Here is a 16394-nt window from a genome sequence, read left to right on the forward strand (position 1 = left end):
CTGTCTGATGACAGATCAGGAGGAGATGTGAATGATAACCCAAGATATAAAGAACATCAACAAGGGCATGATCAAAACAATAGTCAAGAGACGGACTTCAATTGCTGCCTTGAGTCTGGTGATAATCATGTTAACACCATGGACTGTTATGGCTGCACCATCTGTCACTAAAAGCAATGACCTGATGTATGGAACCACCAAGAAAACAGTGATGGAGAAGGCTAGCCTACTTACTGAAACATACGGGGTAACCAGTGTGCAATATGCACTTATGGATCAAGGAGAGATTGTTGTTTCCGGGCAGACAGGTAAAAATGACTCAAAAGGGGAAGTTCCACTCTCATCCAATACCGTTTATGGCATAGGGTCGACTAGTAAAATGTTTCTTACAGCATCTGTGATGAAGCTTGTTGATGAAGGCAAGGTAAATCTGGATCAACCAGTGACGAGTTATATTCCAGAATTTAAGATGAAAGATCAGCGGTATAAACAGATTACACCACGTATGCTGTTGAATCATTCGGCGGGTCTTCTAGGCACTTCAAGTCACAATGCAACATTGTACGGGGATAATGTTACGCTCTCACATGATACTTTCTTGGATCAACTCGCAACGCAGAATCTAAAGGCAGAACCAGGTTCGTATTCAGTATATTCTAACGATGCATTTACATTAGCTGAACATCTGGTTGAGAGAGTCAGTGGGTTGAGCTTTACGGCATATATACACAAATATTTTACAGAACCTCTGAACATGGAGCACACCAAAACACCGCAGGATGTGGTTAACACGGCAGAAATGGCGGCTATTTATTCTCCTTTGTCTAAGGTGCAGCTCCCTCAAGAGAATTATAATATCATCGCTACCGGAGGCATGTATTCCACCGCTAAGGATCTTGTGAAATTTTCACAAATCTTCACAGGTGAGGTTGAAGGTATTCTTTCCGAGAAGTCGGTAAAAGCCATGGAACAAAAGGAGTACCAACGAGGCATGTGGCCAGAAGAGAGTGATTCTTCCATTTCTTACGGATTAGGGTGGGATAGTGTGGACTTGTTCCCATTCAGTGACTACGGTATTAAGGCGGTCACGAAAGGTGGGGATACCATATCGTATCATTCATCCCTGGTCGTACTTCCAGAGCATAATATGGCTGCAGCCGTTACTTCTTCAGGAGGATCGAGTGCAATTGATCAATTGATAGCGAGCGAACTGTTACTTAGCGCACTCGAAGCCAAAGATATCATTCAAGAACGCAAGCCTGAGAAATCGTTTGGCTTACCTGTAAAGGCGGATATGTCGAAAGAGATGTCTGCGTATGCAGGATTTTATGGAGGAAATAATACCGTATTGAAAGTGGATGTGAACACTGCTGGAGAACTGTTGATTACTCCCCAAATGGTTCCGAATAGTCCTTCGGATCAATACATCTATACGTCGGATGGAACATTTGTAAATAAGGAAGGCACAGAAAAATTGAAGTTTGTTGAAGAGTCAAACGGTCATGTCTACTTGTGGTCTCGATCCTATCTGTCTGTACCTGGGTTAGGACAACTTGCTTTCTCGGAATATACGGCACAAAAGCTGGAGAACAATGAATTGCCTAAGGATATTCAGGCGGCATGGGATCAGCGTGATGGGCAGAGGTATTATTTGATGAATGAAAAATATAGCTCCACGGCATATCTTCATGCTTCATCCATCATTCCATTGGATACAGTGAATGGCGTTCCCGGTTATATGATCAACCACAAAATGGTTGGAGCCGACCATGCAGTGAACCAACTCCAGATTCCCGGCATGGCTGGCAGGGATGCGAGGGATATCTACTTTTCCAGGAAAAATGGTATAGAGTATGTTCATTTTACAGGCTATGAATATGCAAGTGAAGAGATTGTTCAAGCACTTTATGCAGGCAAGCAATCCAAGATAACGATTCAGCCGAATGCTAATGCCCGATGGTTCTCGGTACCCGCAGCAGCCAAAGGTAAGATCATGACCGTGAAGATGCCTGCAAAAGGGGCTGTTGCAGTATTTGACCAGGCGGGTGTTTGTATAAATCACACGGTAATTAGTGGCAATAACGAGGTTGTCCTACCCGAAAACGGGCGTATTGCGTTTGCGGGTGAGGCAGGTTCTCGATTTGAAGTTTCATTAAAAAAATAGAAAGTAAAGTTCATCATTCAATCATATTTCTCGTTTGATCGTATTCGCACGTATTTGCAGAATGAACATGCAAAAAGTCTTCTCTATGATATGGAGAAGGCTTTTTAGCTATAGATCAACGAGAATAGGTTTACATGTTTTGGAAGACTGTATAGAATGGTATACACTGTACAAATCGAATATGAATGTGGAGAGTGAGTGTGAATCGAAATGCTTCGTCGCTTTTTTTCGTATTACCGACCGTATAAAAAACTGTTTTTAATCGATTTTGGCTGTGCTGTATTTGCGGGATTGTTAGAGCTGGCATTTCCTCTCGCCGTAAGTAAGTTCATCAATGAACTGCTGCCAGGACAGGACTGGCCGCTGATTTTACTGGCCTGTATCGTGCTGTTATCGATCTATGCATTGAATACGGTGTTAAACTATGTCGTTACATACTGGGGACATATGCTTGGGATTAACATTGAAACGAATATGCGGGAAAAAATGTTCGCCCACCTGCAGAAGCTTTCTTTCCGGTTCTTTGATAATCGTAAAACGGGGCATTTGATCGGTCATCTGACGAATGACCTTAATGATATTGGTGAAGTGGCTCACCACGGACCAGAGGATGTGTTCATCGCTGTAATGACACTGATCGGCTCATTCTGGCTGATGGCCAATATCAATCTGGAGCTGGCTCTGCTGACATTTATCATCATTCCGATTATGGCGTGGGTGATCATTGTATTTGGCGGTCGGATGACCAAAACGTACCGGAGACTCTTCGGTGACGTGGGTAACTTTAATGCACGTATTGAAGACAACGTAGGCGGGATGCGTGTCGTTCAATCTTTTGCCAATGAAGAGCATGAGAAAAAGCTGTTTGCTGTAGATAACGCCAATTTCCGTCTAACCAAACTACTTGCTTACAAAACGATGGCAAAAAGCATCTCGGTGAGTTATATGATGATGCGTCTGGTGACCGTTTTTGTCATGATCAGCGGCGCGTGGTTTTACATCGATGGCCGAATCAACATGGGCGATTTCATGGCGTTCCTGCTATTGTCGAATATTTTCTTCCGCCCGATTGAGAAGATTAATGCCGTAATTGAGAGTTACCCGAAGGGTATTGCAGGGTTCAAACGTTATCTGGAGATCATTGACACGGAGCCTGAGATTGCGGATCGCAAAGAGGCGGTTGAGCTGCATGAGGTGAAGGGAGATATCCGCTTCGAAAATGTGTCGTTTGGTTATGAGCCCAGCCGGCGCATCTTGAATCAGATTAGCTTGTCGGTTCGTCCAGGGGAAACGATTGCTTTTGTCGGCCCTTCAGGCGCAGGGAAAACGACGATCTGTAGCTTGCTTCCACGCTTTTATGAGGTAGAAGAAGGCCGAATTACGGTGGATGGGATGGATATTCGAGACATTAAGCTGCAATCCTTGCGCAAACAGATCGGGATCGTACAGCAGGATGTATTTCTGTTCTCGGGTACGATCAAGGAAAATATTGCATATGGCGATCTGACCGCAACCGAGGATCAGATCTGGGAAGCGGCTCGCCGTGCTTCACTGGAAGAACTGATTCTAAGCTTGCCGGACGGCATGGACACAATTATTGGAGAACGAGGAGTAAAGCTGTCTGGAGGGCAAAAACAACGTTTGTCCATCGCCCGCATGTTCCTCAAAAATCCGCCCATTCTTATTTTGGATGAAGCGACATCTGCCCTGGATACGGAAACGGAAGCACTCATTCAGCAATCTCTTGCCGAATTGTCGGTAGGCAGAACAACGCTGGTGATTGCTCACCGACTGACCACTATCAAGAATGCAGACCGCATTATCGTGGTGAACACCGAAGGCATCGCTGAACAAGGCAATCACGAAGAGCTGGTTGCTGCCGGAGGTATCTACAGCCGCCTGCATCAAGTTCAACACAATCACTCGTAGGCAGGTATTTCACCAAGTTCTTTAAAATTCATTAAAGTTGCCGCGCAATGCGCGGCTTTTTTGTGTTTTTTTACATATCCGATGTCTGGAGATGTTGATATGGAAGAATATTGTTGACAGTGTCCACAATCCTGATTAATATAATGTTGACAATGTCCACTAAAAGGGAGGTTTCGTGATGAACTCTCAACATATTCAACCGGAAGTTCTCGCAGACATGCGGCGGTTTAACCGTTTTTATACTAATATTCTCGGGGTGCTTGATAAGCATATTCTCGGGACGGGATATTCTTTTGCCGAAGTCCGGGTCATTATTGAGATTGGCATGCGTGGGGAAAGCATTGCGAACAACCTGGTCGATACACTCACCATTGATCGCAGCTATATGAGCCGGATCGTGAACAAGCTGACAAAGGAAGGGCTGCTTATTAAGGTGGATTCCACAGAGGACAGCCGGGTTAGCCTCATTCGCCTGACGGAAAAAGGGCAAGTGTTGTTTAATGAGCTGAATGACCGATCCGATCAGCAGATTATGAAATTAATGCAAAACCTGAATGAAGAAGAGATTCAAGAGGTATATGCCTCTATGATGAACATCCAAGAGAAGCTGAACAAGAAGGCAGGAGAGAGAGCACGATGATACGATTTGAATGTGATTATAACGAAGGTGCGCACGAACGCATTTTGCAGCGATTAATGGAAACCAATATGGAGCAAACGAGTGGTTATGGCACAGATGATCATTGTGAGCGCGCACGTATGCTGATTCGGGATGTCTGTGGCAATGAAGAGGCAGATGTACATTTTCTCGTTGGAGGTACACAGACCAACACAACGGTAATTGCATCTATTCTTCGTCCACATCAAGGCGTCATTGCAGCGGTATCTGGCCATATTGCTGTTCATGAGACAGGTGCGATTGAGGCGACAGGACACAAGGTGCTGACGGTTCCGAGTCTGGATGGCAAAATCACGGCTGCGCAAGTAAAAGCTGTCTATGATGCACATGCACAGGAATCGTCACCAGAGCACAGTGTGCAACCGGGCATGGTATACATATCCCAACCGACCGAGTATGGCACCATGTATAGCAAAGCTGAACTTGAAGCGCTGTATGCGGTAAGCAAGGCGTGCGGTCTTCCATTTTTTGTGGATGGAGCACGTCTCGGTTATGCTCTTGCATCCAAAGATTGTGATATGACGATGGCCGATCTTGCTCGACTATGCGATGTATTTTATATTGGCGGAACCAAAATTGGTGCATTGATGGGTGAGGCGGTTGTTATTCTCAATGATGCGTTGAAGCGGGATTTCCGTTATATTATCAAGCAAAAAGGCGGTCTGCTGGCCAAAGGTAGATTGCTCGGTATCCAGTTTGAAACATTGTTTGAAGATGGTCTGTATCTGGAAATTTCCCGTCATGCCGTAGATATGGCTTTGAAAATTCATGATACCCTTAAGCAACATGGTGTGAAGTTCTTGTATGATTCTCCCACGAATCAGCAGTTCCCGATTCTGCCGGATTCCTTGCTGGCACAATTGAGCGAAGACTACACATTTACATTTTGGGAAAAGGTTGACCACTCCCGCAGTGCAGTTCGCTTCTGTACCAGTTGGGCCACTCGCCCAGAAAACGTAGAAGCACTAGCACGTGATATTGCATCACTGTTGCAGAAGGATGAAGGTCAAGCTGAATTCGCTGAAGCGGTTGCAGTGATAGAGACAGCGGTAATGGTGTAATTGAATTGGTGTAATTGAATGCGTAAATAACATCGCAGATAGAGTTACGAGGTGCCCCAATAAGCAGAGAAACGTGGATACTGAAAAAAAGTAATAGGACTGATTTATACTGCATTTGAATTGCAATTGAGTGCCGTTGAAGTCCATCTCGACTGTAGCTGAAGTGCCGTTGAAGTGTGGTTGAACAGCACTTGGATTGCTCTAGAGGTGCAGTAGAATGAAGTGGGCCATCCGAATATAAACATGCTGTCTCTGAAGTAGAGCACCTTTATCAAAGGTATGGAAGAGAACTGAGTGAGGTTTCAAACGCTAACGATCATGACAGAGCTTATTTGGGGCATTTTAGCGATTGAATTTTTCTAACGATCACCACAGACGTTATTCGAATAAGAATCGCGCTTTTTCAGGATGAAATGCTGATTTATTATAAAATAAGCTTCCTGGTGATCGTTAGAATTTAGAATTGCCTGATTCGAGCCAAATAGCGTTTCTGGTGATCGTTAGAAATTTCTAACTGGCCAGGAGTGGTCTACTGTTTTCATAAATTAGTGCCACATACAATCATCCAAGGATAGAGAGCTAATTATAGGGATGAGATGTGCCTGGAATAGAATTTGGGGGTGTCTTGCAGGTTAGCTGTAACCTGTAGGGCACTTCTTTTTATTTTATATGAAAATGATGCAATCCGGATTTTATGTGCATGCTAAATATTAGTAGAAATTAGTTTACTAGATGTGAGTTTATTAGAAATTAGTTTACTAGATGTGAGTTTATTAAGGGTTAGTTTAGCAGGAGGTAGAAACATTAGACCTCCATTGTTAGACCGTGATTGTTAAATCTTAGTGGTTAAGACCTTAGTTGTTAGATTAGATTGACATCTTTCTCTGATTGAATTAAGCTATTATAGACACTTTATATCTCTAATCTATAATATGAAGGAGAGATGTTATGATACCGGAAGGGCAATCCTTTTCAACGAATACTTCACTGGCTGGAAAACAGTCTACTTTTTCAATAAATGAATCGACTCCAGCGATCCAAGCTCTACAAGCGAAGCTTCCCATACAATCCATGCCTCTTCTAACGATGTTACAGCCATCCCCCGGAGAACGCATTCTGGATTTGGGATGTGGGAATGGCGTGCTGACGGCTAAAATTGCGGCAACCGGAGCGATCACCACAGGCATTGATTTTTCGAAAGAGAATATTGCACAGGCTATGGAGAAACATCCCGAACTGGATTTTCAGATCGCGGATGCTTGTGAATATCGGACGAATGAACGTTATGACGCTGTATTTTCTCATGCTGCATTCCATTGGATGGCGGATGCTACTGCTGTTGTGAAAACCGTGCAATTGGCGTTAAAGGAAGGAGGGCGTCTTGTTACTGAGTTTGCAGGAAGTGGAAATACGGCGATCCTTCTTCATGCGGTTCGGGACGAGTTGCTCACACGAGGATATACATGGGAAGGACGGAATCCGTGGTATCACCCTACCGTAGGGGAGTTTTCAAGTTTGCTGGAGCAACATGGATTCCGAGTGTTATTCATACAACATTCCGACACGATGAGGCCGCTGAAACAGGGAGTCCGTCCATGGCTCAGCAGCTTTGCATCGTATCTGTTCCACGATATTGAAGCAGCGGAGCAGGAGATGATAATGGAGATTGTCGAAAAGAAAGTAGAACCGGTGCTTTATCATGAAGGGCAGTGGAATCTGGATATTGCCAGAATGCGAGTTGTGGCTGTAAAAGGTTAGCGAACGAGAATAGCCAGGCTGGCATAAACCCGACCAAGATCAAAGGAGGATTGCATGAAAATAGAGAAACCAAAGCTGACCGAACAGTTGCTTGAATCTGAACCGATCTATACTTTGGATTCGAAAACAGAATACAAGGACAGACTGTTTGAACATATGACACTGGACATGCTGGAGGTGAGCAAAGTATCATTCGAGAACGTGGTGTTCCGGCATGTAACCATTCTGGAGTCATCACTTGAACATTGTGAATTTACGGATGTGCGGTTCGAGCACTGTGACTTTTCCAATGTGAATCTGCAAAATACGTTTATGCATCGCACGGAGTGGGCCAATTGTAAACTGGTCGGCACGGACTTTTCCGGTAGCAGGTGGCAGAACGTCAGCATCGGCCAGAGTATATGTGACTATAGCAATTTTCGTTTTGCCCATCTCAAACAGGTTGAGTACACCGAGTGTAGCTTGATTGGTGCGGACTTTGCCTATTTAAAATTACAAAAGATCGCATATGGTGCATGTAGACTGGATCAGGTCACGTTTACCGGAACACCAATGAAAGGGTTGGACCTCAGTGATAGTGAATTTGATGCTCTTATTCTTACGCTGGAGGATCTGGCCGGGTGTGCGATCGCGCCGCATCAAGCAGCAACATTTGCCGGATTAATGGGACTAATCATCAAATAAAGTTCAAAAAGATATACAGAATCGTGATTTAGTGTTATCCTTAACCGTTACGTGTGACATAAAGATTCGTTTTATGTAGAGATGTGCGTAGATGAAGGAGATAACATGACATTTCAGGAATTAAACATTATCCCTCCGATTTTGGAAGGATTGAAAAAAGCAAATTACAGTAAACCTACTCCGATTCAGGAGCAATCCATACCAGCCGTGCTTGCGGGCAGAGATTTACTTGGTTGTGCGCAGACGGGAACAGGTAAGACAGCAGCATTTTCGGTGCCCATTATCCAGTTACTGAGCCAAGGCAGCAAGCAGAAACAAGGGACTCCCGGTAAACAGTCAGATCCAAAAGCAAAATCCGTCCGTGCGATTCGCTCACTGATCTTGTCCCCAACAAGGGAGCTAGCCATTCAAATATCCGATAATGTTAAAATGTACAGCAGATACACCGACATTCGCTCCGTGGCGATTGTGGGGGGCGTATCTCAAAGAGTGCAGGAGCGCGCACTGCAACAGGGAGCAGACATTATCATTGCTACACCTGGACGCTTGATGGATCTGGTGAATCAGAAGCAGATTGATCTGAGCAAAGTGGAAATTCTTGTACTGGATGAAGCTGACCGCATGCTCGATATGGGTTTTATCCACGATGTGAAACGCATCATTGCCAAGATGCCAAACAAAAAACAGACTTTATTCTTCTCAGCAACCATGCCGCCAGAGATTGTGAAGATGGTGCAAACACTGCTGGTGAACCCCGTCAAAGTGGAGATTACCCCGGTATCTTCAACGGTAGATCGTATTCAACAGTCTGTATATTTGCTGGAGCAAGGCAAGAAGCAGAACATGTTAAATCATATTTTGCAGGATAAATCCATTGCTACTGCACTGGTATTCACTCGGACCAAACGCGGAGCTGATCGGGTTACGCGAGATTTGGCCAAAATAAACGTGACGGCGCAGGCCATTCACGGTAACAAGTCACAGAATGAACGGCAACGTGCGCTGAGCAATTTTAAAAGTGGTGCAACTCGTGTGCTGGTCGCAACCGACATTGCGGCGAGAGGTATCGATGTGGAAGAGTTGACTCATGTCATCAACTTCAATCTGCCGAACATCCCTGAGACTTATGTTCACCGCATTGGACGGACAGGCCGAGCTGGGAAAAGCGGGATGGCGATCTCGTTCTGTGAGAAGGATGAGCTTCCTTTCCTGAAAGATATCGAGAAAGTCATCAAGAAATCGATTCCCGAAGTGAAGGATCATCCTTACCCGATGACGAATCTGCCCGTTTTTGCCCCAATGAATCAAACGAGTCAAGGTAAACGAACGAAACAAAGTTCCAGAACAGCTGATAGTAGATCTGGATTTAATCGCGCTGCTGCGGATAAACCGGGGAAATCCAAAACCAATCCGGCGCGTAAGCCAAAGTCCGAATGGTTTACCAAACGGGATAAAGCAGAGCATAGCCAAACTAACAGCCGTTCTTCCTATCAAGGTCAAGAGCGCCGGAACAAAACGCGCCGTGATAAGGTCAATTAACAGCCAACAGAACCAAGCCTTCTCCGATATATAGGAGAAGGTTTTCTTTGTGGATGGCTAGTAAACTTCATTTACAACCAAACATACATTCGATTAAAATGGAAGGTAAACGAGTTGAGTTTAGAGGAGGAAGTATTGTGACGGATGGCATCCTGGATTATTGTCTTGGCAAAAAAGGTGCTGTGAAGGAATTTCCATTCGGGCCTGAGGCGGCCGTAATTAAGGTAGCAGACAAAATGTTTGCACTTCTGTTTGAAGGCAATGGAGAGAATAGCCGTTTGAATCTGAAATGTGATCCGATGATTGCGGAGAACCTGAGAGAGCAGCATGAGGCTGTTATTCCCGGTTACCATATGAATAAAAAGCACTGGAATACCGTTAAACTTGATGGTTCCTTACCGAACGAGGACATTTATGCTATGATTGATCACTCCTATGACTTGATCGTGCAGAAGCTTCCAAAGAGGATTCAGGAGACACTGAGCGAATAGATTTAAATGAAGCTAGATGTGCTTGTAGCAGTTTTCGCTATACACAAAGATGATGAAGGAGTGAATGTGAATGGATCAACAGCAGCAGATCGCCATGGTTCAACAAATGCGTCAGCATAGCTCGGGAAATGATCAGAGTCTCCAACCAAGTCTTACATATGACGTTACTGTAAAAGAATACATGATTCCTACCTCCGCCGGAGAAACCCGGGTGCTGGTGTATGTGCCGAACCGAAAGAAGAACGAACAAGTCGTAACTTGGCCCGTGTTCTTTAACATGCATGGAGGCGGGTTTGTGCTGGGTCAGGCCGACGGGGACGACCCATGGTGCCGTTTGATTGCAGATCGTGCAGCATGTCTCGTCGTGAACATTGATTACAAGTTAGCACCTGAACATAAATTTCCCACTGCTGTCCATGAGTGCTATGACGTCGTGAAGTGGATGCATTCCAATGCAGATCAGTTCTCCGCTAATGCGGCTATGTTTGCTATTGGCGGCCATAGTGCGGGAGGTAATCTGGCTACATCGGTATGTTTGTTAAATAGGGAACGTGGGGACGAATTCCAAATTTTGCTCCAAATCATGGATTACGCTGTGCTGGATTTGGCTACAGATCCGGGGGAGAAACCTGATTTTCCGGAAGCTATTCCGGCCCATGTGGCTAGGACGTTTAATGCGATGTATTTAACGAAACCAGAGGATGCCGCGAACCCGTTTGCTTCTCCCGTGCTTGCCGAATCGCTCTCTAATTTGCCTGAGGCTTTGATTCTTACTGCAGAGAGAGATTCTTTAGCCCAGGAGGCACGTACATACGCAGCGAAGCTGGAAGCAGACGGTGTAAAGGTGACCCACAAAGAGTACGCAGGAGCAATACACGGTTTTACACATCATGGCGATATTGAAATGGCTGAAGATGCTTGGTACTTGATGAGTGACAAGTTGAGGGATGTTTTTAGCCGGGCAGAAGTTAACAAAGAACAATGATATTGAAGCCGCCTGCGAGCGGCTTTTTTTGTGTGAAAACAAGTTTCCTTCTTATGACCGTCAAAGTTCAAAAGATGAACTGGATTTATAATCCTTGTAGGCTAATATCTCTCACATTTATAATAGTCCTGAAAGTCTATTGATTACATTTAAGATAGGAGATTGGGATGAGAAAACTTCATTTTACAGCATCATTTCTAATTATGTTATTTTTGTTAATTTGTACTTTTCCGGGGAAAGCAGATATGGCTAGTGGGGAAGGAGCTGGAGTAAAGCAAAAGATATATTTTCAATGGATGTATCATACTTACAAGCAAAACGAAACGAAAGAGCCTGTTATTCGAAAGACGATGGTAGATTATTCGACAGGTCTGTTTCGTCATGAAGATACGGTAATTGATTTTATAGACACATCAAAGGACTATTCTTTTACAGAAGCATATGGATCGAATACAAAGAGCCCTTGGATCAGGTACAGTACATTATACACGGCATCTAACCAGCAAATTTTGAAGTATGATAGTCGATCCAACAAGGTATCTGTAATCGGAAATGTAAGTAAATCTACGGGTACGATAGATGAAATTTATCCCGATGCGAACATGTATGTTGTCGAAAAAGGACCACGTGAGTATCTCGTATATTCGTTATCAACGAATAAGCTAATACATAGAACTAAAGAAAGACCTTCCGAACACACGAGTCTTTATGTAACAAATTTGTTATTTCATAATGATTTCGATCCAGAACCAACTAAAGGTTCGTTATATGTTACGCCAGGAAAAAATTACGTTTCTGGTCGAGGTTATGTGGACAATCCCGGTGAATATTCTTACGAGATCAGGCCAGATGGGAGCGAGCGCAGACTAGGTTCCTATAGAAAAAAAAACACGGATGATTACGTCTACAAGAAAATGTTAACTTCATCTACAATGTATAAGCAAACGAAGCAAAAAAGAATGTTCAAACACGAATTGATTATTAACGGCAAGGCACATACATTACTCGAATCCAATTCAGCTAAGGCGAATTACACATTCGGTGTTGCGCAGTTTAGTCCTAACGGGAAATATGTTGTACTCTGGGTTAACTATACGGAGAATGGCCGCCGCGTTCCTGGCAAGGAAGAATACCGTATATTTGACACCTCATCCGCGAAATTAATCCAAACGATCCCTATTAATACGACAGGTGGATCTTCTGCGATTGACTTCGGACTGGGTTGGGTGAATAATAATAATACGGATCACATTATGCAATCTGGATTGTTAAATAAAGGTGCATTACGAGTCATTGGCTCTAATCTGATGACACCTTCCAGAAGCGGAAATGTCATTAACGCTTCAAGTCAGAGAGAGTACTTTTATACATTTGACCTGGCCAATTATTTAACCATTAATGATCCTGTGCCAGTTAAATACAAAGGGGAATATATGCAATTCCAGGGTCAAGGAACATTCAGAGCGATGGACTCTACAATCTACACTCCTGTAGACGAATTAGTAAAATTAATTGATGGCAATGTAAATCGCAGTAAGGATGAGATCATCGTGAAATATCAAGACAAGTCCTTCACTCTAAATCCGGCTAAACAAATCATGTGGAAGAATCGGATCTATTATCCTTTGAGAGAAATCCTGACCGGGGTATCGTTAAAATTGCTGGTCGAATCCAATCCGCAAGCTGCTGAAGATTGGAAAGAATTAAAAATCGTTGATTGATCTAATGTGGAGATGAGGAAACATACAAGCAGCCAACGAGATATAATATAGAACAAAAATAGATATAACGCCTTCTAAGGATGAAAGCCGCCTGTAAGTAGCGGAAAGATTCATCCCTTAGGAGGTGTTTTTTTTCTATAAATTGTTGAAGTTCGTCAAACGGGGCTTCTGAGTAAGTAATCATCATAATAAAATATATAATCCGAGCAGAGAACACGTCGCCTGGAAATAGTGATGTCATGTTATGGCTTCAATACATTTTAGCACCAATTTTATGTGGATCAATATCATTTTGGGGATTACAACTTTTTCATAAAGGGTAAGAGGTGTTAATTGCAGGTAATCATAACCAAAATCAGGAGGTTCATATGAATCCAAATAACCCTTTGAGTGATATCGCCATTCTTGGCATGGGAACGGCTCTCCCTGTACACAAGGTAGCTCAGCCAGACATTGCGGAGCTTATCGCTTCTTCACTGGTTGATCGACCGGATTTGGCGAGGTTTGGCAAGCGCATTTTCAGATCCTGCGGTGTAGAGACACGGTATACCGTGGAACCGAGTTATCTTGGCATATTGGAAGAATGCCGTTATATCCCCTCAGGTGAACAGCCAGATATTCCAACGACACGGGAACGAATGGATACATACCAGCGGGAGGCGCTCCCTCTGGCGATCAGAGCAGCGGAAGAAGCGATGCAAGACGCGCAGATCTCTTCCGAAGCGATAACTCACATGATAACGGTTAGCTGCACCGGGCAGTATCTGCCAGGACTTGATGTGCAATTGATTCAACACTTTGGACTTTCTGCTCGGGTGAACCGATTACCGCTCATTTTTCAGGGCTGCGCAGCAGGGTTAAAAGCAATCCAGATGGCTCGCGACGTCGTGCAGGGTGCTCCAGGTTCGGTGGTGTTGATCGTTTGCGTTGAATTGTGCACACTCCATTTCCAGCCGGTGCAGGATCGAGAGGCACTGTTTGCTGCATCGTTCTTTGGAGACGCTGCTTCTGCATCTATCGTAGGTACGCCTGAAGCGAAGCACAGAGACTACCTGGGTCTGGGAACTGGCTATTCGGTGTTGCTACCCGATTCGACGGAGGACATGACTTGGAAAGTGGCCGATTATGGTTATGATTTGCATCTGTCGCCCCGTATTCCGAAATTGCTTGGCAACCATTTGCAAGAAGAATTGGGTCTTTTGCTGCAAAGTGAACATCTTCCCGAACTATGGGCAATACATCCGGGCGGACGAGGAATCGTAGATTCTGTTCAGGAAGTTATGAATTTGAAGTCAGAACAGACAAAGTATAGTCGGGATGTTTTGAGAGATTACGGCAACTTGTCTTCGAATACCATCTTGTTTGTGATGCAAGCGATGCGCATGGATATGAAAAATCAGGAGCAGTCGTCTACGGAAGGCGTAGCCATGGCTTTTGGGCCAGGACTTACTGCAGAATTAATGAAATTCACGTATGTTCCGGCGCTAACATCGGTCATGGAGGAGCAGGATCATGTCCTTCTTTAGAAGATTGAGCAGCCGTGCCAAGGAAGACGAATTGATGGATGACTTTTCGATGGGTGGAGAAGAATTGCGTGAAGCGCTGCGACATCTGCGGCGGTTGAACAAAATATTTGCTGCGCCTGGTCCCACCGTGTCCGGTGTGGAGAAGTTATGGAAATCCATAGGTAAGCCGGATACGTTAACCCTTCTGGACGTTGGTGCGGGTTCAGGTGATGTGAATCAGAAGCTATTACATTGGGCGAAAAAACAAGGGGTAGATATGCAAATTACGCTAGTGGATCTGACCGAAGAGGCTTGTGAAGAAGCAAGACAGTTGTTCCAGAGCGAGCCTCGTGTTCGAGTACAGCGTGCCGATCTAAAAGCGTTGCCTGATGCTTCAGCCGATATTGTGACAGGCTCACAGTTTATTCACCATTTTGAAGGAGAACAGCTTGTGGGCATGGTCAGTCATATGCTTCGTGCTTCGAGATATGGTGTGGTTATTAATGATATTCACCGTCATCCGGTGTCTTACAAAGCGGTATGGATTACAACCAGACTTATCTCACGTAACCGTTATATTCGTCATGACGGGCCGTTGTCGGTAGCCAAGGGATTTACAGATCAGGATTGGCAGGAACTCAAACATCGATTGAAGCACGAGACAATGACCTATGAGTGGCAACCGTTATTCCGGTATTCTGTGGTGATTCCTCAAAAGGGGGGTGTACTAACGTGACGAGATCAACGGATGTGATTATTGTTGGAGCTGGCATTGCGGGCAGTAGCTGTGCGATTGAACTGGCCAGGCAAGGTCATCGAACGATGTTGCTGGATCGGCAACAGTTCCCAAGGCATAAAACATGTGGAGAGTTCATGTCACCTGAAACGAGGGAGATGCTGGAGCACCTTGGCATTCATCTTTTGAAGCAGGATAAGAGCCCCAGCAGAATGGATCATGCCCGAATTACGATGCCGGATGGTGGAGAGATTGAAGCACCTTTGCCTGGATTCGCCTATGGAATAAGCCGATATGAGCTGGATCAACTACTGCATCAGCAGGCTTATGCCGCAGGGGCCGAAATTTTAACTAAAGTGAATATTACCTCGATCCGGAAGCTTGAGAATCAGAGCTATGAAGTCGAAGTAAAGCAGGGCAATGAGCAGAGATGTTATCAAGCCAAGGCAGTTATCGGGGCACACGGCAGCAAAAAGCTGAGAGGATCAAGCAGCGAAAAAGGAGTTCGAGACGAGACCATATACGTCGGTGTCAAATCTCATTACAGAGGTATTAACATACCGGCGAGAGTAGAATTATATTTTTGTGATGGTGGTTATGTGGGTATATCTCCGATTGAAAACGACACGGTTAATGTTGCAGCGCTGTTAACGCTTGATTCCGTACAAGGGAGCGGCAAGTCCGTAACAGAGATTTTGCAGGCAGCCGCGATGACGAATTCAAATCTGGCAGCTCGTTTAGCAGCAGGGGAGGCCATTCAGGGAACCCAAGTGTCTGTTGCGCCTTTACAACTGTCTAATGTCCCGGAACCATGGGGCGATTATCCGCATATTGGGGATACAATGATGGTCATTCCCCCCCTGTGCGGAGACGGAATGTCCATTGCCCTTCGCTCTTCGATCTTGTGCGCGCGTTGCACAGATGCATATCTCAAGGATCAAATAGACTATACCACGTGGCAAAGCGAGTATACGCTCGAAGCGAATCGGGAGTTCGCACCGTTGCTTCGAAGAGCCAGAATGATTCAGAATCTGGCTTTTGCGAAAACCAACCGCTTTTATCCAGCTCTCGCTCGAATGTTTCCCTGGCTTGCGACCTACGTTGTGAAAGCGACGAGACTGTCTGAGATGAAGTAAGATAAG

Annotated in this window: 13 protein-coding genes; all 13 read left to right on the forward strand. The window is 44.7% G+C overall.

All coding sequences use genetic code 11. The features are described 5' to 3' along the window. Positions 1 to 31 precede the first annotated feature (31 nt). Positions 32 to 2164, forward strand: a complete 2133-nt coding sequence (locus tag ABIE27_RS13105) for a serine hydrolase domain-containing protein (RefSeq protein ID WP_429350665.1) — start codon at positions 32 to 34, stop codon at positions 2162 to 2164. 210 nt (positions 2165 to 2374) lie between these two features. Next, positions 2375 to 4093 carry an ABC transporter ATP-binding protein gene (locus ABIE27_RS13110; protein ID WP_123063579.1) on the forward strand — a complete coding sequence of 573 codons (1719 nt, stop codon included), beginning with the start codon at positions 2375 to 2377 and terminating at the stop codon, positions 4091 to 4093. A gap of 178 nt (positions 4094 to 4271) precedes the next feature. Then, on the forward strand, positions 4272 to 4733 hold the full coding sequence (locus tag ABIE27_RS13115; RefSeq protein WP_240036711.1) for a MarR family winged helix-turn-helix transcriptional regulator: 462 nt from the start codon (positions 4272 to 4274) through the stop codon (positions 4731 to 4733). Beyond that, positions 4730 to 5833 (forward strand): threonine aldolase family protein, encoded by a 1104-nt coding sequence (locus tag ABIE27_RS13120; RefSeq protein WP_123063578.1) that lies wholly within the window; start codon positions 4730 to 4732, stop codon positions 5831 to 5833. The genes ABIE27_RS13115 and ABIE27_RS13120 overlap by 4 nt, the downstream gene beginning before the upstream one ends. A gap of 948 nt (positions 5834 to 6781) precedes the next feature. Continuing rightward, positions 6782 to 7591: a class I SAM-dependent methyltransferase gene (locus ABIE27_RS13125; protein WP_429350666.1), complete on the forward strand. Its 810-nt coding sequence runs from the start codon at positions 6782 to 6784 to the stop codon at positions 7589 to 7591. Positions 7592 to 7645: 54 nt separating this feature from the next. Continuing rightward, on the forward strand, positions 7646 to 8275 hold the full coding sequence (locus ABIE27_RS13130) for a pentapeptide repeat-containing protein (RefSeq protein WP_123063577.1): 630 nt from the start codon (positions 7646 to 7648) through the stop codon (positions 8273 to 8275). A 105-nt stretch (positions 8276 to 8380) separates the two neighbouring features. After that, entirely contained in the window at positions 8381 to 9814 is a 1434-nt protein-coding gene (locus ABIE27_RS13135; RefSeq protein ID WP_429350667.1) for a DEAD/DEAH box helicase, read from the forward strand. A gap of 137 nt (positions 9815 to 9951) precedes the next feature. Next, entirely contained in the window at positions 9952 to 10305 is a 354-nt protein-coding gene (locus ABIE27_RS13140) for an MmcQ/YjbR family DNA-binding protein (RefSeq protein ID WP_123063575.1), read from the forward strand. Between the two features lie 70 nt (positions 10306 to 10375). After that, positions 10376 to 11290, forward strand: a complete 915-nt coding sequence (locus tag ABIE27_RS13145; RefSeq protein WP_123063574.1) for an alpha/beta hydrolase — start codon at positions 10376 to 10378, stop codon at positions 11288 to 11290. Positions 11291 to 11457: 167 nt separating this feature from the next. Beyond that, positions 11458 to 13011, forward strand: a complete 1554-nt coding sequence (locus ABIE27_RS13150; RefSeq protein ID WP_429350668.1) for a hypothetical protein — start codon at positions 11458 to 11460, stop codon at positions 13009 to 13011. 368 nt (positions 13012 to 13379) lie between these two features. After that, positions 13380 to 14537 (forward strand): type III polyketide synthase, encoded by a 1158-nt coding sequence (locus ABIE27_RS13155; RefSeq protein WP_429350669.1) that lies wholly within the window; start codon positions 13380 to 13382, stop codon positions 14535 to 14537. Beyond that, a complete protein-coding gene (locus tag ABIE27_RS13160; protein WP_123063571.1) occupies positions 14524 to 15252 on the forward strand; it encodes an SAM-dependent methyltransferase in 729 nt (242 codons plus the stop codon). Before ABIE27_RS13155 ends, ABIE27_RS13160 begins: the two co-directional genes overlap by 14 nt. Next, positions 15249 to 16388 (forward strand): NAD(P)/FAD-dependent oxidoreductase, encoded by a 1140-nt coding sequence (locus ABIE27_RS13165; protein WP_429350670.1) that lies wholly within the window; start codon positions 15249 to 15251, stop codon positions 16386 to 16388. Before ABIE27_RS13160 ends, ABIE27_RS13165 begins: the two co-directional genes overlap by 4 nt. Positions 16389 to 16394 lie beyond the last annotated feature (6 nt).

Origin of the sequence: Paenibacillus sp. 4624, from assembly GCF_050435065.1 — a bacterium.
GTDB classification, from domain to species: Bacteria; Bacillota; Bacilli; order Paenibacillales; family Paenibacillaceae; genus Paenibacillus; species Paenibacillus amylolyticus_D.